The sequence below is a fragment of the Flavobacterium sp. WC2509 genome, assembly GCF_052683105.1.
The window spans coordinates 515895-535713 of record NZ_JBQZFG010000001.1 but is presented as its reverse complement, the minus strand read 5'-3'; the positions used below and the strand labels follow the sequence as shown (position 1 = coordinate 535713).

Here is a 19819-nt window from a genome sequence, read left to right as displayed (position 1 = left end):
ATTTTATAAAATTTCAATACTGAAAGCTGAATGGAATATACCATTTGCTTCCAATATTTGAATTCCTTCTTTATCCAAAAGTGTACCCGATTTATCCACAGTGTCTGAATAACCAAACCAAGGCTCAATACATATAAATGGCGCATTTGAAGGTGTCCAAATTCCTAAATCTGGAAAATTAGGAAAGCTTACTTTTAAAAATGGAATTGAATTTTCTAAAATAGTAACTGATTTGGATTTTATATTTTTAAAAACCAAAGCGTCATTTTCAAATAATTTATAATTCAAATGCAATTCATTTTTATCTAATGTAATTGAATTAGTCGTATTTGATATTAAGCCATCTTCAAGTAAATAATAATTTAAAGAATTGTTATCTTCAAAAGTCAGACTGTATTTTTCAAAATTTCCAGGCAAATCAAAAGCGGGATGTGCACCAATTGAAAAAGGCATTTTTGATTCTCCGTTGTTGAATACTTTATATTCTATCTTCAAAGTTTTGCTTTCTAGTGTATAAACTAAATGTAAATCAAAATCAAAAGGGTATTTTTTTTTGGTTTCCGGTGTAGAAACTAATGAAAAAGTTGCACTATTTTCTTGTTTATCAATTAACTCAAATTCCATTTCGCGAGCAAAACCATGACGAGATAAACTGTATTCCAAATTGTCATGTTGATAGTAATTGTTTTTTAAAGTACCAACGATTGGGAATAAAACGGGAGAATGCTTTCCCCAAAAATCAGGATTTCCATTCCAAATGTATTCTTTATTCGAGTTATCTTTTAGAGAACATAATTCGGCTCCTGTATGTTTTATTTCTGCTGTTAGAATTGAGTTTGAAATAGTTGTGGTCAAAATATATAGTTGTTTTTGGTGTTTAGAAAATGCTTTTGTAAAGATATTTTATAATTCTTATTTTGAAAAATAAAATAAAATTTTATTTGAAGTAAAAATTGATCAAATCCTTATTTTTTAGATGAAAATTAATTTTTTTTCCATTAATTTGTTATAGAAAGATAAAAAGTATGAAATAAGTATAAAAAATAGTCAAATTAATTATCTTACCATAAAGACCCACTTAGAATTAAATTGAATAAAAAAAGAACTATATGAAAAACAATCGTTTTGGAGCCTTACTTCAACTGGCTTTATTAATTGTGTTTAATACTTCATGGAGTCAAGATGCTCCTGCTACTAGTACTTCAACTTCCACTCCTGTTTCAAAGTATGATTATCATGATGCTTTTGGACCATTTTTTTATACAAAAGATGGATCAACTACTCGATCTGCAAGTGGTGAACCAGGTTATGCCTATTGGCAAAACAGAGCTGATTATAAACTGACAGCAAAATTAAACGAAAAAACAAATGAAATAATTGGTACAGATGTTGTGACGTATACCAATAATAGTCCTGATAAAATGTCTTTTGTCTGGATGCATTTAGATCAAAATTTATTCAAAGCAGATTCCAGAGGAAATGCACTTATTCCGCTTAATGGAAGTCGCAATGGTGCCAGAGGAGAAATCTTTGACGGAGGTCATAAAATTAAATCGGTTAAAATAGTTTCTACTTCAAAAGGGAGATCTGTAGAAAAAGAAGCGAAATACATTATTACCGATACTAGAATGCAAGTTTTTCTTCCAGATGATTTGAAACCAAAAGGAGGTGTTGTTAATATCAAAATAGATTTCTCTTATATTTCCCCAAAAGAAGGTTCGGATAGAACGGGAGTTTTAGATACTAAAAATGGTAAAATTTTCACTATCGCACAATGGTATCCACGTATGTGTGTGTATGATGATTTGAGAGGTTGGAATACCAATCCATATTTAGGAGCATCTGAGTTTTATTTAGAATATGGTGATTTGGATGTAAACATTACAGTTCCATCAAATCATATTGTAGTTTGTTCTGGTAATTTACTAAACCCAACTGCTGTATATTCTGCTACCGAACAAAAAAGACTTGCTGAAGCAAAGCAAAGCGAAAAAACGGTTATGATTCGTACTGCCGAAGAAGTAGCAGCGAATGCATCAAAGGGAGGAACAACTTCTGAAAAAACATGGCATTTTAAAATTAAGAATGCTAGAGATCTTTCATGGGCATCTTCGCCAGCATTTATATTAGATGGAGCAAGAATTAATTTACCAAGCGGTGCAAAATCATTAGCATTATCTGCTTACCCTGTTGAAAGTGCTGGTAATGAAGCTTGGGGACGTGCTACTGAATATACTAAGACTTCAATCGAAAATTATTCTAAAAGATGGTTTGAATATCCTTATCCAGTAGCTACCAATGTAGCAGGAAATGAGGGTGGAATGGAATATCCAGGAATTGTTTTTTGCGGATGGGAATCTAAAGGAGAAGATTTATGGGGAGTTACGGATCATGAATTTGGTCATGGTTGGTTCCCAATGATTGTGGGATCTAATGAGCGTTTATTTGGATGGATGGATGAAGGATTCAATACTTTTATAAATTCAATAAGTTCGGTTGATTTTAATAATGGTGAGTATAAAAGTAAAGTGACGGATATGCATAAAAATGCAGACTACTTTACTAATCCGAAGACAGAACCGATTATGAGTTCTCCAGATAATATGAAAGAAAGAAATATTGGTCTTTTGTGTTATTTTAAACCAAGTGCAGGTCTTGTGATGTTGAGAGAGCAAGTGTTAGGGCCAGAACGTTTTGATTTGGCTTTTAGAACATATGTAGAACGTTGGGCTTTTAAGCATCCTGCTCCAGATGATTTTTTTAGAACTATGGAAAATGTCGCAGGGGAGGATTTAAGTTGGTTTTGGAAAGGATGGTTTGTTAACAACTGGCGTTTAGATCAAGGAGTAAATTCGGTTAAATATGTGAAAAATGATCCAAGTAAAGGGGCTGTTATTACTATTGAAAACTTCGAGAAAATGGCAATGCCTGTTATTTTAGATGTAAAAACAAAGAGTGGAAAAGTAACTCGTGTTAACTTGCCTGTAGAAATTTGGCAACGTAATATAGACTGGTCTTTTAAAGTGAATACTACTGAAGAAATAGAAAGCGTTGTTATCGATCCAGGTAAAGTCTTTCCAGATGTAAATGAAAGTAATAACACTTGGAAGTCTGGTAGTGGCACAGTTGAAAAAGACGTTATTTTAGATGGCTACTTAGGGAAATTTTCTACTACTAAAGCGCCTTTGAAAATTGAGTTTACGGAAAAAAACAGTGTACTTTTTGCTGAAATTACTAATTATCCAAAATTTTCTCTTACTCAAATTGATAAAGATAAATTTGAATCTAAAGAAGCGGGAGTTACATTTCAATTTAACGAAGCTAAAAATGCATTTGATATGATTATCAGTTCAGATCAGAAAATACCTTTTACAAGAGATACTAAATAGTAAAAGGGAATAGTTTAAAAACAAAAAGACTTGTAGTGTAAATTTTCTACAAGTCTTTTTTATTTAGGATATATTTTAAACTATTCTGGAATTTGTTGACTCAAGCAATGTAATGTTCCGAATCCCCAAATAAAATCAGTACAGCTGATTCCTATTACTTCGCGATCTGGGAAACATTCTGCTAAAATATTTAGTGCTATTCGATCATTAGCATCATTAAATGTTGGAACTAAAACACAATTATTTAAGATTAAGAAATTAGCGTAACTAGCAGGCAAACGTAATCCTTCAAAATCAATACGTTTTGGCATTGGTAGTGATACTATAATTGGCGATTTTCCATCTTCTAATTTGGCATTTTGCAATCGTTTTAGATTGTCTTGCAAGGGTTTGTAATTGCTGTCGTTTGGATCTAATTCGATAATGGTAACTATAGTATCTTCATTTACAAATCGACATAAATCGTCAATATGTCCATGAGTATCATCACCTTCAATTCCGTCACCTAACCAAATTACATTGGTCACGCCTAAATATTCTTTGAATACAGCTTCGTAATCTTCTTTTGTGAAATTGTCATTTCGAACCTGAATAGAAGGATGCATTAAACATTCTTCTGAAGTTAATAAAGTACCACGACCGTTAACATCAATAGCGCCGCCTTCAACAATAACAGGTTTACCTTTGTACATTACTTGTGTTACAGGAATATTCAAAAATTCACCCACTTTGGCAGGAACATGTTTATCTAAATTAATATTCTTGTATTTGGCCCAACCATTAAAATTAAAATTCAATGCTTCTCTTGCCGTACCATTTTTTACAATAATTGGTCCAGAATCACGCATCCAACTACGATTGGTTTTGTGGATAATGAAAGATATAGTACTCATTTTTACATGAGCAGTTTGTAACATTTCGGTTACTTTATTCTTCTGATTTTCATCTGCAACTACCAGGAAGACTTGCTCATAGGCGGCAACTTTTTTGATGAATTCAACAAATGCCCATTGAACGGCTTCGTATTTTCCTGGCCAATCCTTGCCGTTATGTGGAAAACACAATAATATTCCTTGTTGTTTTTCCCATTCTGCAGGAAAACGTCTTGAAAATGTTGTCATAGCTATATACTAATTGAAATGCGTGCAAAGGTAAGTAAATAGTAGGATTAATAAAAGTTATGAATTATTGGTGAAAATGCAATGTTTTACTATTTAAAGTTGAGAGGAGTAAGTTTTGATTGTATTGCTAAATCATAAAATGCCACTTTTTAGGTCTAATAATTGAGTTGATTTCATTTGCCTTTTTTGACGTGATTTTACAAAAGGTTGCTGATTATTTTATGAAAATTTAGATTGAGCTAGTATTTTACATCATTTACACTATAAAACATGGGAATTATGTAAATGAAGTTGATTTTTTTAGAACATACACAAAGCATGCATTATATAATTTTACCAAAGTATTAAAACAAAACTTTAAAATAATATTAACTAAAACTTTTTATAATGAAAAAACTATTTACTTCCTCAGCAATTTTCATGCTAGCACTAGTTGCAAGTGCACAGGATATGACGACAACATCAACTAAAGCTGTAGTTGATAACACAGAATACAACAAATGGTCGATTGAATTGAATGGCGGTCTTAATAAGCCAATAAGAACTATGACAGCTGGATATACTACTGGACCAGTTAATTTCTTTCATGGAGATTTAGGAGCAAGATATATGTTTAGCCCTAAATTTGGTTTAAAACTTGATTTTGGATATGATAAATTTCAAGAAGGTGATGATACCCCTCAATTTGAAAGTACCTATTTAAGAACAGATTTGCAAGCTGTTATTAATCTATCAAGAGCTTTGAATTTTGAAACTTGGACTAATACTATTGGTTTGTTAGTGCATGGTGGATTTGGAGTTTCTCAATTAACCTCTGAAAATGGTTTTAATGGAGAAGATTATATGGGAAATGGTATTATTGGTTTGACTGGACAACTTAGGCTAAGTGATAGAATTGCTCTAACTGGAGATCTAACAGGAATAGTTAATGCTAAGCAGAATTTTAACTTTGACGGAATGCGTGCAGCGGGTCCTAGTACTGTAGATGGTATGCTGCTAAATGCCTCGATTGGTTTAACTTTTTACCTAGGGAAAAACAAATTACATGCTGACTGGGTTGGAGAAGCCGACAAATATAATGATTTAGAAAAAAGAGTAAGTTTTATTGAAACTGGTCTTTTGGATACTGATAAAGACGGCGTAGCTGATTTGTATGACTTAGAACCAAATTCTATTGCTGGAGTTGCAGTTAATACAAAAGGACAATCAATAGATACGAATCAAAATGGAGTTCCTGATGAATTGGAAAGTTATTTAGATAAAACTTACGGACAAAGTGGTAAAGCAGCTACTACAAATAATACTGTAGAAGACCTAATTAATAAAGGATATGTAAATGTTTATTTTGATTTTAATTCATCAAAACCTACAAATGCTTCTTTACCTGGTGTTGGTTTCTTGGTTAAATATTTAAAAGAGAATCCGTCTAAAAATGCTGATATCGTAGGATATGCTGACGAAATTGGAAATTCAAGTTACAATACTGAATTATCAAGAAAAAGAGCTGAAGCTGTAAAACAAATTGCTACAAGTTCTGGAATTGATGCTTCTAGATTGAATGTAATCGCTAACGGTGAAGATGCTTCTGTGAATAAAGATTCTAAAGATGCACGTCAAATCGTTAGAAGAGTTTCTTTCCAAGTGAAATAAGCTACATTAATATAAACAGAAAAGCCGTTTCAATATTTGAAACGGCTTTTTTTATGGAATAAATTGAATTAATCAATTGCTCTTTTAGTAATATCTCCAAAAGCATCAATTCTTCTATCTCTAAAGAAAGGCCAGTTCTGACGTACGTTTTCCTGTAAATCCAAGTCAACTTCGGCAATTAAGATTTCTTCTTTATCGTGTGAAGCCTGTGCCAAAATTTCGCCTTGAGGTCCCGCAATAAATGACGATCCCCAAAACTGAATTCCTGCTGTATCAGGTAAATATTGTTCTAATCCAATTCGGTTAGCAGCGGCTACATATACACCATTGGCAACGGCATGACCTTTCATAACGTTCATCCATGCACCGTGTTGGTTTTCGCCATATTGTTCTTTTTCTAATGGATGCCATCCAATTGCTGTTGGGTAAAATAAAACGTCAGCACCTTGCAGAGCAGTTAATCGAGCAGCTTCTGGATACCATTGATCCCAACAAATTAAAGTTCCAATTTTTCCTTTTTGAGTAGGAAAAGCTTTGAAACCTAAATCGCCAGGGGTGAAATAGAATTTTTCATAAAAATGAGGATCATCTGGAATATGCATTTTACGGTATAATCCTGCTTCCGATCCATCGGTATCAATGATGTAAGCACTATTGTGGTAAATCCCAGCCATTCTTTTTTCGAAGAAAGGGACAATAATTACCACTCCCAATTCTTTTGCCAAAGCACTAAAAGCAATAAAGGAAGTGCTGTATAATGGTTCTGCTAAAGCAAAATTATCTACATCTTCACTTTGACAAAAATAATGACTGCTATATAATTCAGGTAACGAAATTACTTCGGCACCTTGACTGGCGGCATCACGAACCCAACTCAAGCATTTTTTGAGGTTGTTTTCGGCAACGTCGTTTAGATTTAATTGGATAACTGCTATTTTGTATTTTTTCTTTGACATGGTAAAAAAATTAGAGTGCAAAAATAGTTATTTTTTATGAAGGGCAGTAGTACTGACTTTTGGATTTTTTAAAAAGTTTGAACTCCATTATGAAATAGCGCACAATTGACAAGGATTTTAAAGATTTAAACTGATTCTAAAAATTGAGTTCAAAGAAAATACTTTGCAAATAGCTAAAGGCCAGTGTTGGTGGTTGCTCTTTTTTTCAGAACAGGTTGGGTCTTTATCTAAATACTCAATGTTTTTATCATTTGTCTTATATTTGATTAAACTGTTGTACAAATTTATTAACTGATTCCTCGGTTGGTGAGGCAAAATCTTTTATTCCTTCCATTGCTTCTTTTCCAAGTACGACCGCTCTTGTCCACATTCCTTTTTCATAGGTTTCAATGGCGGTTTGTATATCGTTAAATGCTTCTGAGGTAAGGCACTCGCTTAAATCTAGAGCATCTACCATGGCAGTATTAACTCCTTCGCCCGATGGTGGCATCAAATGGGCGGCATCTCCAATAAGAGTGATATTCGGTTTTGTGTTCCAATTTTGATCTAATGGAAAATAATTTATTGGACGGGGAACAAAAGAGGTACATGCTTTAAATAGTGTAAAAAATATCGGATTCCATCCTTCGTAAAATTTAACCAAATACGCATATACTTCTTCATTACTATTAAAATCTATCCCACTATTTTTAATCCAATTTTCAGGATACATAGACGCTGTATAAAAGGTTAACCTACTGCCATCTCCGCTGGGCTGTACAGCAATGGTTTTACCAACACTCATTGCAATAAGATTGGCTTTGTTAACCAACTCGTACATTTCAGGACAATCTTTTTCAGGATATTCAATCTCGCCCTGAATAAAGGTTGCACCTGAATATAACTCTTTGATGTCAGTTACATATGGACGAATTTTAGAGCGATAACCGTCTGCTCCAATTACTATATCTGCAACAGTCCTTGTTCCATTTTTAAATGTCAGTTCCCAACCGTCATTTACCTGGTCCATACTCACAAGCTGACTATTCCAAATAACCGTATCAGGCAAAAGCGAGTCTATCAATACACTCCTTAGTACTCCTCTGTCAATTTCGGGTCTAAAATTTTCGTTGCCAAAATCGATATCAGTCCCTTGGTTATGTTCATCACTACAAATATTACCATCTTTGTCAATCATTCTGAATTTATCAGCCCCCTTCATATAATTAGCTTTGAAAGATTCCATTAGACCTGCCGCTTCAATTACTTTTAAACCTGAATCAAAGTGTAAATCAACGTTAGCACCTTGCACACGTGCATCCTTGTTTATGTCCCGTTCATAAACTTTTACGTTTACTCCTTTAAGTTGTAAAAGTCTGGCAAGTGTAAGTCCTCCGGGGCCACCACCTATTATTGCTATTTTTTTATCTTGTAATAGTTTTTTGTTTTTTGATGTTTCCATTTTTATACCATTTTATTTGTCGGTACAAAGGAACAGCGATTAAAAAAGGTGTACAATGCTAATACAAAGTGTTTATTGGATTAATCGTGGTTTTTGTTTCGGAACGCTAAAGCAGTTATACCTGTTACTTTAGAAAATAATCGTGAAAAATAAGGATAATCTTCATAACCTAAATCGGTTGCAATTTCTTTTACGCTTTTGTCTGAATGGTATAGCAGGCGTTTTGCTTCCAAAACAATACGCTGTTGGATATGATATGAAACGGAATGACCTGTCGTGTTTTTAACACATTCGTTTAAATAAGGCGTAGATATATTGAGCTTCTTTGCGTAGTTCATGGGACTTTTGATGGTTACAAAATTATTCTCCAATATTGATTTGAATGATTTCGTAATAAACTCAAATCTTGAAAAGTTGTCTGTTGGTTTAGACTGTGCTAAATATTGAGAAACAACCAATGCAACCAAAGTATTGCCACTATCTTTTAGCAGAGAATTGTATAATTTTTCTTGTTTCCTTTCAGAAAATTCTATGCAAAGGGAAACGGTATCAACGATAATTGAAAACGTTTTTTCATCTAAAGACAAGTTTTTTACAGGTGTTATGTCCTCTAATAATTTTAGATATTCAGGTTTCAGATTTTCATTATTGATTGCCCAACTGCTAATCGTTGCATTTTCAAATCCTATCAGACGATGTACTTGTGTGGGGTGGATATAGATGACAGATAAGGGCTCCATCTTGTATTTTTGAAAGTCAATTTCAATAGAAGTTGTTCCTTTTTCCTGCAATAAGAATAAATGCAAGTCGTCTCGGTGCGGTTGTTCAAACTCCTTAAAATCTCCTGAACTTTGAAACGATGTCCTTGAAATATAGAAGCTAAACTCGGCAAAAGAATTTACAGGAATAGATTTTGTTTTTTTACTCATTATTATTCAATTCTATATATGAGGTCAAAGGTTGTTATTTGTACATCTACTGATGTCTGGTCGGTTAGGTTGCCAACATCGTTCTGGTACTGTAGCTGTTAACGGTAATGCTTTTTTTACGCATTTAATTGTTCTCTTTAAACTTAGCGATTAATTTATTATTAGCTTTAATTATTTCTTCTGGATTTACCATATTCAAATTAAAAATTAAGTCATAGTTTTCGTCTTTGGGCTTAAATTTATTTATTCCATATGCAATACTATTTGCGGGTATATTTTTTGTGATGATTGAACCTGCTCCCACAACTGTATTTTCACCAATTATGACTGGTCCTAAAATTTTTGCCCCGTCAGCAATTATAACATTTTTGCCAATAATCGGGCAACCTATGTTTTCCCAAAGATTATTAATTTTGTTGTATTTCAAATTTGTTCCAATTGATACATTTTGAAAAATAATTACATTTTCACATATCTTGGAAGCTACAATTGTACATCCTCGTCCGTGATGAGCAAATAAAACACTTTTATCTATTTCGGTACAATTAATTTCACAACAATAAAGTTTCTCCAACAAATTTTTGGCAATAACTTTCAAGAGTCCATTTTTAGAATGGCAATTTATTCTAACTAATTTATTAAACATAGTTCTCAATTATTATTCATATTCCAAAAAAACTTAACAATTAGCATTATTTATTTTATGCAAACAGTTGTGGTTTTGTCAGAACATTACCGTACCTCTAACTATCTGGTATTAGTATGTTTGGGATTAAATTAAGCCCGTTATTCGGATTTGCCAAATCATCCAAATACAAAACCAATTTCAAATTAAGCCAATTGCCCAAATCCGTTGTAGTACCTGTTAGCAGTAGTGATTTATTTTAAGATAATTATCTTTTCTAATAGTGCTGGAAGTTTTGTTTGTGGATTTATATCGTCATTATTCCAAAAACTCATAACACAACTTATATTTTTATCCCTAACGTTTTCGGCTACGTAGTAAATATTTAATGATTTTCCACCGGACATTCCTGCCAATGCAGAAGTAACACCTTTAAAATCATAAATCACTTTCTTTGCTTTTGTTGTAATTCCTTCAAATTCAATATTAACAAGTTCTTCGGATATTACTTTTCCACCTTTTTGAGACTTTGTATTGTTCAATTGATTTTCAATAGTCTCTTTTGCATCGTCCAAAGTTTTATGGACAGACCAATTCATTTCTCCACTATATGGACATTGAACTGTGTTTAGAAATGTCCAATAGCAATCATTTCCGAGCTCGATTGTTCTTCCTGCAAAATTGATTGCATTAATTTTCATCGGTACATAATTTTCTTTTGGAATCTTATTTTCTACAATCGCATTCACAAGTTTTTCTTCAGTGTCCTTATCTGTTTTTCCATTTTTAATAAACCAAATAACGTCAATCGTTTTATTGGAATTTTCTACAAAATAATAGTTACTATTTTGAGATTGATAATCATTAACTTTTTGTGGTTTTGAAACGTATAAATTGTTGTAAACAATGTGGTCATCTTTCGTTTTAACATCAGTATCTTCAATGCTATGTTTTCTAAAAACTTTTTTCAATCCTTTTTCATCGAACGAATAATTAAAATTCTCACTAGTAACACTATAACCATCGATATTATACCATATTTTAGTGCCATTTGGTAAAACATAAAGCCGACTTAAAATGTTATTTTCCTGAGCAGAGGAAATAGAAAATATGAAAAGAAAAAGTAAATGTATAAGTTTCATTATTGTTGTTTTTTATAATCGTTTGGTTCGGTATCATTACTGCTAACGTTCTGGCACTACAGCGGGTTTGGGACTAAATTAAGCTCTATCTTCGGATTTGCCAAATCATCCCAAATACAAAACCATTTTTCCATTAAGCCAATTGCCCAAATCCGTTGTAGTGGCTGTTGGTGGCTGGCTCTTATCACTTATTGCATTTTGTCATCATATTTAAAGCCTTTAATGAGTAAATTCATTTTCTCTACATCGGACAACTTAAATGATGGTTTGAAATAAACTTTTGGATATGCCACAAGTTCTACACAAAATTTGTAGATGTTTTCAGTTTTTGATACATCAGAACAATTTGGTACAATTACTAAATAATTTTCTTCAAAAATTTCATTTAGCTTTTTCAACAGTATTTCTTTCTCATTGTTTCGATTAGCAAAAATTATAAATGCCACACACTTTAATGTTCCATTTTTGGAATGAAATAATTCGTCCAATTCTTTATTGGATATTAATTTATCAAGTTTCTGAATCTCTGAATTTTGGTTTTCACAAATTTTATATCCTGGATAAATTTGAGTACCGCTATCTAATTTTTTTGTTAATCCAGACTGTGAATTTTTAATTAATTCCGCAATTAGAATCTCCTTTGATTTTTTGTCTGCATTTTCGTTTTGGCACTTAGCCGAAATTGATGTCAGAATTAATAAACTTAATATGATATTTTTCACTTTGTCTCTAATTTGTGATTTCGTTGTGAGGTTGCCACTAACTTGTATATACCCGCTACAAAGTAGCGTATAACCATCTAATTTGGTTAGCTTTATCTTATTATTGAGTAAATATAATATATAATTTAAAAAACTAGATGGTAATAATCACACGACAGCGTCATTCCAACTGAAAAACTAAATATCTCGCCTAGCCCCGATGGAAGGGAAAATCCTTTTTAATCTCTTTTTTGAGAAGAGATTAAAAAGATTGGAATGACAGCGGGACAACTGTTGATGAAATGACAAATAGCTGTGCTTCAAAACAATTGTAAATAAATTCGGTTTAAATATTATAATGGAATTAACATTTTGGTATAAATATCCTAAGCGGTAATGATTAAATTTGTACAAACTTAATGATGAATATGAAATCGCCAATCCCAATATCTTTACTAGAGTTAGCCATAATTACCGAAGGCAGCAATGCGACTGAAACGATGCAAAAAACCAAAGAGTTGGCGCAGCTTGTCGATGTTTTGGGATATAAACGATTTTGGCTGGCCGAGCATCACAATATGGCTCATGTGGCGAGTACTGCAACGGTTGTTTTGATTGGATATGTTGCGAGTTTGACCGAAAATATACGAGTGGGGTCGGGGGGAATAATGTTACCAAATCATTCTCCATTGATTATTGCCGAACAATTTGGCACATTAGCAACCTTGTATCCTGACCGAATTGATCTCGGTTTAGGAAGGGCTCCGGGAACCGATTCGCAAACAGCACAAGCTATACGAAAAGACTTTTTTGAGGAATCACAGCGATTTCCGAAGAATGTGTCGGCATTGCAGGATTATTTTTCTGAAGAAAATGCTACAGCGAGTGTTCGTGCTTTTCCTGCTGAAGGGACAAATGTTCCTATTTGGATTTTAGGATCGAGTATGGACAGCGCAACTTTGGCAGCATCTTATGGTTTACCGTATGCTTTTGCAGGGCATTTTGCTCCTAGACAAATGATTCAGGCTTTTGAATTTTATAGAGAGAATTTTAAGCCGTCAGAGTATTTACAAGAACCCAAAACAATGGCTTGTGTCAATGTAATTGCTGCCGATACGGATGAAAATGCAGAAATCCTATCTACCAGTTTGTATCAGATGTTTCAGAATTTAGTTCAAAACACAAGGAAACCTTTGCAGCCTCCAGTAGCTTCTTTGACTGATCTTATGAATTATATGAGCGAGGAAGCTCGTTTTCATGTCAATCAAATGACTGCTGGTTCGTTTATTGGAAGCAAAGAAACATTAACTAAAGAATTAAAGGAATTTATCAGGTATTCCCGCATCGATGAATTGATGATTAGCAGTCCGATATACAATCATCAGGATAAATTAAAGAGTTTGCAAATGGTTAAAGAAGTTGTGGATAGTATTTAATGATTGGTAACGTTGATTAGTATGTTTTTACGATTATTTACAACATAATTTTATAAAAAAAGACTGCAAAATGTTTTATCACGATGCAGTCTTTTGTATTTTAATGCGTTATAATTAATTAACCACTTTAATGCTAAATGTACCTATCGTTGCTCCCCAGATTCTCAGCCAAAGGAGGATTATTGCTTCTGTACCTCTAGAACCTACAATGTCTCCTAAATCCAGTATGGTTTCTTCTTTCCACCCAATTTCAAGAAGCAAGCTCTTTACTTTATTTTTAGCTTCCTCATCATTGCCGCAAATAAAATTAGTGTGGTCTCCATTTTTTAGCGTTGAAGGTGAAGTCATAAGGGTACTCCACATGGTATTAAGAGTTTTTACCACTTTGGTATTTGGGAATTTTTTTTGAATTTCTTCCCCAAGCGAATTGGTATTGCAAAGTTCAGGAATTAAGCTCAATGGAGCTTCTTTGTGCGTGTTTACAGGGATACTGATATCGATAATAATTTTGTTTTCGATGCCTTTTCCAGCCGATTGTAAAGCTTCTATAGCAAATTCACCTTTGATACAATTAAAGACGATTTCTCCAAAATTGGCTGCTTCTTCAAAAGTTCCATTGCTGGCATTTTTTTCGAATTTATTTACAAATTCAATTGCTTTTTCATTAGTATTACTTCTGGAGCCTATCATTACCTGATGGCCTAATTCGATCAATTTGGAGGCTATTGTTGTGCCAGCTGCTCCAGTTCCTAAAACCGCTATTTTCATTCTGTTAATTTTAAAATTAATTGAATTATAAAGTTAAATAAATAAGTATACGATAGGCATAAATAATTTGGAAATTATATCTATTTTATGGTTTTTTAGTAATGATTTTCTATTTTTCTAATGTAGTATTATTTTGAGTAATTGATTTGCTGTTGCATTTTAATTGTTAATTTTACAAAAAGAGATACTTTGAAGTCTAAAAAGAAAATAAAAACCTGCCATAACATGAAATATAGATTTGTATTCCGTAATATTTTGTTGATAGCTGTTGTAATCACAACTTTTGTCTGCTGTGGTACTGATGACTACAATACGGCAGTTAACGATGTATCAGATACAGTACAAGATGGGACTTGGAAGGTTGGTTATCTTTTTGATTCTGGTGAGGATAAAACTCAGAATTACACAGGATACAATTTTACTTTTGACCATTCTACAGAAATAACGGTTACAAAGGATACTAATTCTTATGTTGGTGTATGGTCTGTGTCTAAAAGCACGAGTGATAATGATCTGAACAGTACAGTTTTTATGATTGCATTCGGGCCTCCTGACAGTTTAATACATTTGGGCAGAAATTGGAAAGTAATTCAGAATACAGGTACTTCTTTGAAACTGCAAGATGATAGTAACGGTGACTCAAATATTAATTTTCTTTATTTTGAAAAAAATTAATTGATCGTTTAATTAATTTTTCTACTTAAGAATCATAAAGTCCTTTGGATTAGTTTGATTAGGCGAAATTCGTATTTTATAAATTGTACCCTTAAACCATGATACCTTATTTAGTCGAACACCAAAAGAAGTCTGTCCAGTTTCAATAGGCAGAAAAGAAAATTCTTCTGTTAATTCCTTTTTTCCATTGACATAAGTGGTCAGGCTTTTTGGCGTTACTACAAAAGCAACATGATACCATTCTCCTAGAGGATGAATTAATTTTTCATTAATTAATGCTTTTTTATTCAGCCCAGAACAGGCATACCCATCAAAGTACCAATTACTATCCACGGCTCGAATTTCAAGTAACATTCGGTCGGCTTTGCTTTCTCCAATATGCAGTACTCTTTGTTCAAATGGAGCATTTGTTTCTGGCATGAATATCATTTCGACTGTAAATCCCTGAAGTGATTTTAACGGCATTTCGTTTAAAATAATGGCGTCATCAACTCCATCGAAAGAAACAGCTTCTCCATATGGAGAAGAAACCAGTTGAGGATTTCCACTTATTTCAATACTATTTGATTTTTCACGGAGTATATTGGCCAATATCCATTCGGTTTTTACGTCTGTTTGTTTTAGATTTTGTCCATTCAAAACGAACGAAAGTAAAATAAAAAGAAATGTAATTGAGATACTATTTTTAGCCATTGATTTAAATTTTAATTAGTTGTTTTGAATTTTTTGGTGCGTGTTTTTAAGAATATCTATATTCAAATATATATCGTATTTGTTTTAAAAAATAATTTATTAATTTTTTTAGAAAAGTAGAAGAAACAGATTTTGGTCTTAATTTTGGTTTTGGATATGATTTTACTCAAAAAGTTTCTGCTGATGTAAGATATAATCTTGGTTTATCAAATGTATATGATCAAGAGGATAATGATTCAAGTGCTAAAAATTCAGTTTTTTCAATAGAAGTTGGTTATAAATTCTAATATTTTATTTTTTGTTCTTTAAAGAATAAGTTAGTCTATATCTAGTTCATAAAAAAAGCGATGCAGATTATTTAATAAAATTAAATAATCTGCATCGCTTTTTTACGCTTGGATATTTTCTTATTTAACCACAATTTTTGAATTATAGCTTCCTGAATCTGATTTGATATTTACAATGTAAGTTCCAGGAGTTAAACTATTAGTAGCATCGATACTATAAATTCCCGAAATGTTTCTATCTAATGCACTAGTCACAATTTCTTGGCCTAATAAATTATAAACAGAAAGATTTAGGTTGCTCGAGTTGTTTTTAGCGTCAATATTAATGATTCCATTGCTAGGGTTTGGATATACAGCAAAAGTGTTTTTTAAAGTATTAGAATCAGTTCCTAATGAATTTGCAACGGCAGTAACGTTTGTCAGATTTGTACCAGCATCATAAGTTGCAACTATATGTTTACCTGCAACGGTTCTAATTTTGTTAGCTTTAACATAATCGTTAACAAAAGAAGTTTGATCGGTAGTAAAAACTAATGTTCCTCCGTTGATATTTAAATAACCACTCGCATTTACAGCGTCTTTAGGGCTTTCTACAATTGCTAATGCAGCAATACCAACATTTGCTGGACCTGTTTTTAAAAATCCTCCATTGAGATTGACGATTCCAGAACTGTAATAGCCACCAATAAATATGACTTTTCCAGTAGTGTTTTGATCTACCGAAACTTCACCTCCATTAATATTCAATACACAAGGTGCTTTTTCACCAATAATCAAATTTTGTCTTACATTCAAAGTGCCACTGTTAACGTTTATTGTGGCTGGACTACCTGTAGTACCTAAGTTTAGATTTTTACGAGCATTCAAAGTACCGCCATTAATATCAATATTACCACCTGTATATGTTACCCCTTGAGGGCTAATAGATCCATTTATAGTTAAGGAAGCACCAGCCTTTAGTTCTAATGTAGAAATTGTAGATACTGTGGTTGCTGCAATAATGGGATATTTTGCAACAACAGGAATTATTACAGCAGCAGCTGCATCTGGTACAACACTATTATTCCAGTTCGTTGCTGTTTCAAAATCAGTATCTGTTGCGCCTGTCCATGTTTGTGCATTTAAATTAATGCTTGCCATAAAAGCGATTACCAAGATTGATAGCGCTTTCTTTTTTTCTAATTTTTTAATCATAATGAGCATTTTTTTTTTCATTTAACATTTTTAATAATCAACAAATGGTAGCCATATTTCAGAGTCATATTTTGTCTTTTTTTTTTTTGAAAAAAATTTAAAATATTTATTTGATCTATTTAGTTTTTCTAACATTTGAGCAGGCAAATTTCCGGACTATTTGCACATTATCTCTACAAAAATAGATTATTCATATTAACTACATGTATTTAGTATAGTTTAAATTTTTAATAAATGTAATTAATACATTTGTTGCTTTTTTAAATGATTTTTTTTTTATTTTTCATAATTTTTATTCAATCTAAAATGAAATATGCAAAAAAAATTATTCAAAAAACATGAGTCAAAAAAAAAACACTAGTTTTTCGGCTAGTGTTTTCTGTGATTTTTTCCAGGTTTTAGTTTATGTAAAGCTTTTTATGTCGAGCTAATCGGTAGTATTGCTTATTTTTTGCACATTATTTTTTTGAATAAGTTTACTATTGCTAAAACAATAAAACCAATTACAAGTCCAAAACTAAATTCTTTTACAACTGAAGGCCATTGGGGAAATAAATGATGTAAAAAATCAATTTTGTGTACAAATATCCCCCCTGCGACAAGCAGTAAAGCTATTGTGCCTATAATGGCTAGACTTTTGATAACTTTTGGTAAGGCCTGCACGAGTATGTTTCCTATGATTTTTAATAAACTACGGTCTTTGGTGCTATGTTTAATGAGTTTATAACCCAGTTCGTCCATACGTACAATCATTGCTACAATACCATAAACTCCCACTGTTGCGAGTATTGCAATTATAGAGACAACAATAATTTGTGAGAGTAGGGGTTTTTCGGTTACTGTGCTCAATGCAATAATTACAATCTCTACTGATAAAATAAAATCGGTTACTATCGCTGATTTTATTTTATCCTTTTCATGAGCCAGAATTTCTTCTTCTGAGAACTTTTTAAGTATTGTTTCAGTTGCTGCATGCTCACGATGAAATAGGAATTCATATATTTTTTCGGCACCTTCATAGGCTAAGTAAAGTCCGCCAAGCACCAAAACAATTATTACTGCTAAAGGGAAAAAAGCACTTAACAGAAATGCTATTGGTAAAATAATTATTTTGTTAATAAGAGAACCTTTTCCAATAGCCCACAATACAGGAAGTTCTCTTGAAGACATAAATCCTGAAGCTTTTTCGGCATTGACCGCTAAGTCATCTCCTAAAATACCAGCTGTTTTTTTTGCTGCAATTTTACTCATTACAGCAACATCATCCATAATTGCTGCGATATCATCCAATAGTACAAAAAAGCCTGATGCCATTATAATTGTTTTAGAAACTACGTTTGAATTTGGCATTATTCTGTCCAAATTTCTTTTCCGAGCTTTGATTATTTATGGATACTAATTTACTGGTTTTGATTGAATGTATGGTTATAACGAAAGTTGTTGTTAGAAACTATCCTTATATTTAAATAATAAACACCAGCCTTTCGACTGGTGCCTGTTATAATGATTCTTATTTATCAATGCTTTTTTTTGATAAAATTATTGAAAAGAGCAGTTCCGACTGCCTTGATGTCTGTTGAATGTTTTGAAACTACATTTGTTATTGCAAATTGCATAATTGTCCCCAATACTTTTTTTATGGGGCTGCTTTTGTGAGCTACCATGAAATTTTTAGCAATAAATCCACTAACTAAGCCCATAACATTCCCAAGTACATCTTCTTTTATTTTGGGTGATGTAGCAACGTCATGAACAAGATTCTGGATGAGGTTGAGAGGTTTTACACTTTCATATGCAATATGGAATTGTTCCTTTAGTAAGAACAAGTCAGTGTTGTATTGTTGCTCTGTAAGTAGTATTAATTCATTTAATGAATCGGTTTCGTTTGTCTTTTTCATAACGCTTTTTGTTTCATCATTTGTTTAATAATAGAATTACTAACTGGATATTTGAGCCATTGTTCTCTGAAAATTCTAAGAAAAATAGCAACTAACAAATAGAAAGCTCCAATTATAAAGAAACCATAAAATGCATCGCCTAATAGTTTGCCCAACCATAATGCTACACCAATGCTAATAATTATGATTGACAATACAACCGTCATACTAACAACAAGTATTGAAAAGAGTGATGAAACTATTTCGGCAGATTTATCTACAGCGTTTAGTTTTAACAATTTTATGCTTGTTTTGGTGTAATCTTCTGCTCGCTCAAAAAGCGTTGCTATGGGTGTTGTATTGTCATTCATAATATATTATTTAGAATTAAAAATTTTTTGCCTCATCATTGAATTCAGCTTGAACTTTCTCAAATTTATCAAGCTCATTTTCGGCTATGTTTTTTGCCTCACTTTTTACAGCTTGAATTTTTTCTTTCAAGGTATCTGCAATGCTGTTATATTTAGATTTTAACTCCTCTGCATAATCATGCCCTTTATCCGCGATTTGTTGACGGGTTATTGAACCTTTTTCAGGTGCAAATAAGATTCCTAATATTCCACCTACTGCAAGTCCTGCTACTGTTCCTAATACTACTTTACCTGTGCTCATGATATTTGATTTTGAATGTTAATGAATTTATTTATATGAATTTGAATTTTTAACTGCATTGACCTAAAAGAAACCAAAGAATTACAAAAACTAAAATAGTTCCAAAGCAACCACCGCCTAGTTTTTTTGCTCCATAACCTGCAAGTAATCCTCTGAATAAATTGTTCATGATTTTTGTTTTTATAAAGTTGCTAGTTTCAAGTCAATTATTGCTTTATTGCAATGATGTAAAGTTCAATTACTTTGCCTAAAAATATTTTATA

General features: G+C 32.4%; 20 protein-coding genes. 5 read left to right on the top strand and 15 right to left on the bottom strand.

Annotated elements, in window-relative coordinates; all coding sequences use genetic code 11:
* Positions 1-3 precede the first annotated feature (3 nt).
* Positions 4-855 carry an aldose 1-epimerase family protein gene (locus ACUN3A_RS02025; protein ID WP_445549685.1) on the bottom strand — a complete coding sequence of 284 codons (852 nt, stop codon included), beginning with the start codon at positions 853-855 and terminating at the stop codon, positions 4-6.
* A gap of 254 nt (positions 856-1109) precedes the next feature.
* Here ACUN3A_RS02025 and ACUN3A_RS02020 point away from each other — a divergent pair, with 254 nt between their 5' ends.
* Positions 1110-3389 (top strand): M1 family metallopeptidase, encoded by a 2280-nt coding sequence (locus ACUN3A_RS02020; protein ID WP_445549684.1) that lies wholly within the window; start codon positions 1110-1112, stop codon positions 3387-3389.
* Between the two features lie 80 nt (positions 3390-3469).
* On the opposite strand, the gene ACUN3A_RS02015 is transcribed toward ACUN3A_RS02020, so the two are convergent.
* A complete protein-coding gene (locus ACUN3A_RS02015) occupies positions 3470-4510 on the bottom strand; it encodes an agmatine deiminase family protein (protein WP_445549683.1) in 1041 nt (346 codons plus the stop codon).
* Positions 4511-4897: 387 nt separating this feature from the next.
* On the opposite strand from ACUN3A_RS02015, the gene ACUN3A_RS02010 reads away from it, so the two are divergent.
* Positions 4898-6160, top strand: a complete 1263-nt coding sequence (locus tag ACUN3A_RS02010; protein WP_445549682.1) for an OmpA family protein — start codon at positions 4898-4900, stop codon at positions 6158-6160.
* A gap of 68 nt (positions 6161-6228) precedes the next feature.
* Here ACUN3A_RS02010 and ACUN3A_RS02005 read toward each other — a convergent pair whose 3' ends face one another.
* From ACUN3A_RS02005 to ACUN3A_RS01980, 6 genes are all read right to left on the bottom strand, one after another.
* Positions 6229-7116 carry a carbon-nitrogen hydrolase gene (locus ACUN3A_RS02005; protein ID WP_445549681.1) on the bottom strand — a complete coding sequence of 296 codons (888 nt, stop codon included), beginning with the start codon at positions 7114-7116 and terminating at the stop codon, positions 6229-6231.
* A gap of 256 nt (positions 7117-7372) precedes the next feature.
* Positions 7373-8557 carry an FAD-dependent oxidoreductase gene (locus ACUN3A_RS02000; RefSeq protein ID WP_445549680.1) on the bottom strand — a complete coding sequence of 395 codons (1185 nt, stop codon included), beginning with the start codon at positions 8555-8557 and terminating at the stop codon, positions 7373-7375.
* A gap of 80 nt (positions 8558-8637) precedes the next feature.
* Positions 8638-9486 (bottom strand): AraC family transcriptional regulator, encoded by an 849-nt coding sequence (locus tag ACUN3A_RS01995; RefSeq protein WP_445549679.1) that lies wholly within the window; start codon positions 9484-9486, stop codon positions 8638-8640.
* A 124-nt stretch (positions 9487-9610) separates the two neighbouring features.
* A complete protein-coding gene (locus ACUN3A_RS01990; protein ID WP_445549678.1) occupies positions 9611-10084 on the bottom strand; it encodes a serine acetyltransferase in 474 nt (157 codons plus the stop codon).
* Positions 10085-10365: 281 nt separating this feature from the next.
* Positions 10366-11253, bottom strand: coding sequence for a hypothetical protein (locus tag ACUN3A_RS01985; protein ID WP_445549677.1), 888 nt, complete (start codon positions 11251-11253; stop codon positions 10366-10368).
* 188 nt (positions 11254-11441) lie between these two features.
* On the bottom strand, positions 11442-11975 hold the full coding sequence (locus tag ACUN3A_RS01980; protein WP_445549676.1) for a hypothetical protein: 534 nt from the start codon (positions 11973-11975) through the stop codon (positions 11442-11444).
* A 407-nt stretch (positions 11976-12382) separates the two neighbouring features.
* Between ACUN3A_RS01980 and ACUN3A_RS01975 the strand changes: the two genes are divergently transcribed.
* Entirely contained in the window at positions 12383-13390 is a 1008-nt protein-coding gene (locus tag ACUN3A_RS01975) for an LLM class flavin-dependent oxidoreductase (RefSeq protein ID WP_445549675.1), read from the top strand.
* Between the two features lie 114 nt (positions 13391-13504).
* Here ACUN3A_RS01975 and ACUN3A_RS01970 read toward each other — a convergent pair whose 3' ends face one another.
* Positions 13505-14158: an NADPH-dependent F420 reductase gene (locus tag ACUN3A_RS01970; RefSeq protein WP_445549674.1), complete on the bottom strand. Its 654-nt coding sequence runs from the start codon at positions 14156-14158 to the stop codon at positions 13505-13507.
* A gap of 225 nt (positions 14159-14383) precedes the next feature.
* Here ACUN3A_RS01970 and ACUN3A_RS01965 point away from each other — a divergent pair, with 225 nt between their 5' ends.
* Complete coding sequence (locus ACUN3A_RS01965; protein WP_445549673.1) at positions 14384-14833, top strand: hypothetical protein; 450 nt, start codon at positions 14384-14386, stop codon at positions 14831-14833.
* 21 nt (positions 14834-14854) lie between these two features.
* Here ACUN3A_RS01965 and ACUN3A_RS01960 read toward each other — a convergent pair whose 3' ends face one another.
* Complete coding sequence (locus ACUN3A_RS01960; protein WP_445549672.1) at positions 14855-15526, bottom strand: LamG-like jellyroll fold domain-containing protein; 672 nt, start codon at positions 15524-15526, stop codon at positions 14855-14857.
* 98 nt (positions 15527-15624) lie between these two features.
* Here ACUN3A_RS01960 and ACUN3A_RS01955 point away from each other — a divergent pair, with 98 nt between their 5' ends.
* Positions 15625-15813: an outer membrane beta-barrel protein gene (locus ACUN3A_RS01955; protein WP_445552804.1), complete on the top strand. Its 189-nt coding sequence runs from the start codon at positions 15625-15627 to the stop codon at positions 15811-15813.
* A 120-nt stretch (positions 15814-15933) separates the two neighbouring features.
* Here the strand turns inward: ACUN3A_RS01955 and ACUN3A_RS01950 are convergent, their stop codons facing one another.
* From ACUN3A_RS01950 to ACUN3A_RS01930, 5 genes are all read right to left on the bottom strand, one after another.
* On the bottom strand, positions 15934-17007 hold the full coding sequence (locus ACUN3A_RS01950; RefSeq protein ID WP_445549671.1) for a T9SS type A sorting domain-containing protein: 1074 nt from the start codon (positions 17005-17007) through the stop codon (positions 15934-15936).
* A 444-nt stretch (positions 17008-17451) separates the two neighbouring features.
* Complete coding sequence (locus ACUN3A_RS01945) at positions 17452-18321, bottom strand: DUF808 domain-containing protein (RefSeq protein WP_445552803.1); 870 nt, start codon at positions 18319-18321, stop codon at positions 17452-17454.
* A gap of 203 nt (positions 18322-18524) precedes the next feature.
* Complete coding sequence (locus ACUN3A_RS01940) at positions 18525-18905, bottom strand: hypothetical protein (protein WP_445549670.1); 381 nt, start codon at positions 18903-18905, stop codon at positions 18525-18527.
* On the bottom strand, positions 18902-19255 hold the full coding sequence (locus ACUN3A_RS01935) for a hypothetical protein (RefSeq protein ID WP_445549669.1): 354 nt from the start codon (positions 19253-19255) through the stop codon (positions 18902-18904). Before ACUN3A_RS01935 ends, ACUN3A_RS01940 begins: the two co-directional genes overlap by 4 nt.
* Before the next feature lie 16 nt (positions 19256-19271).
* Entirely contained in the window at positions 19272-19556 is a 285-nt protein-coding gene (locus ACUN3A_RS01930) for a YtxH domain-containing protein (RefSeq protein ID WP_445549668.1), read from the bottom strand.
* Positions 19557-19819: the final 263 nt, after the last annotated feature.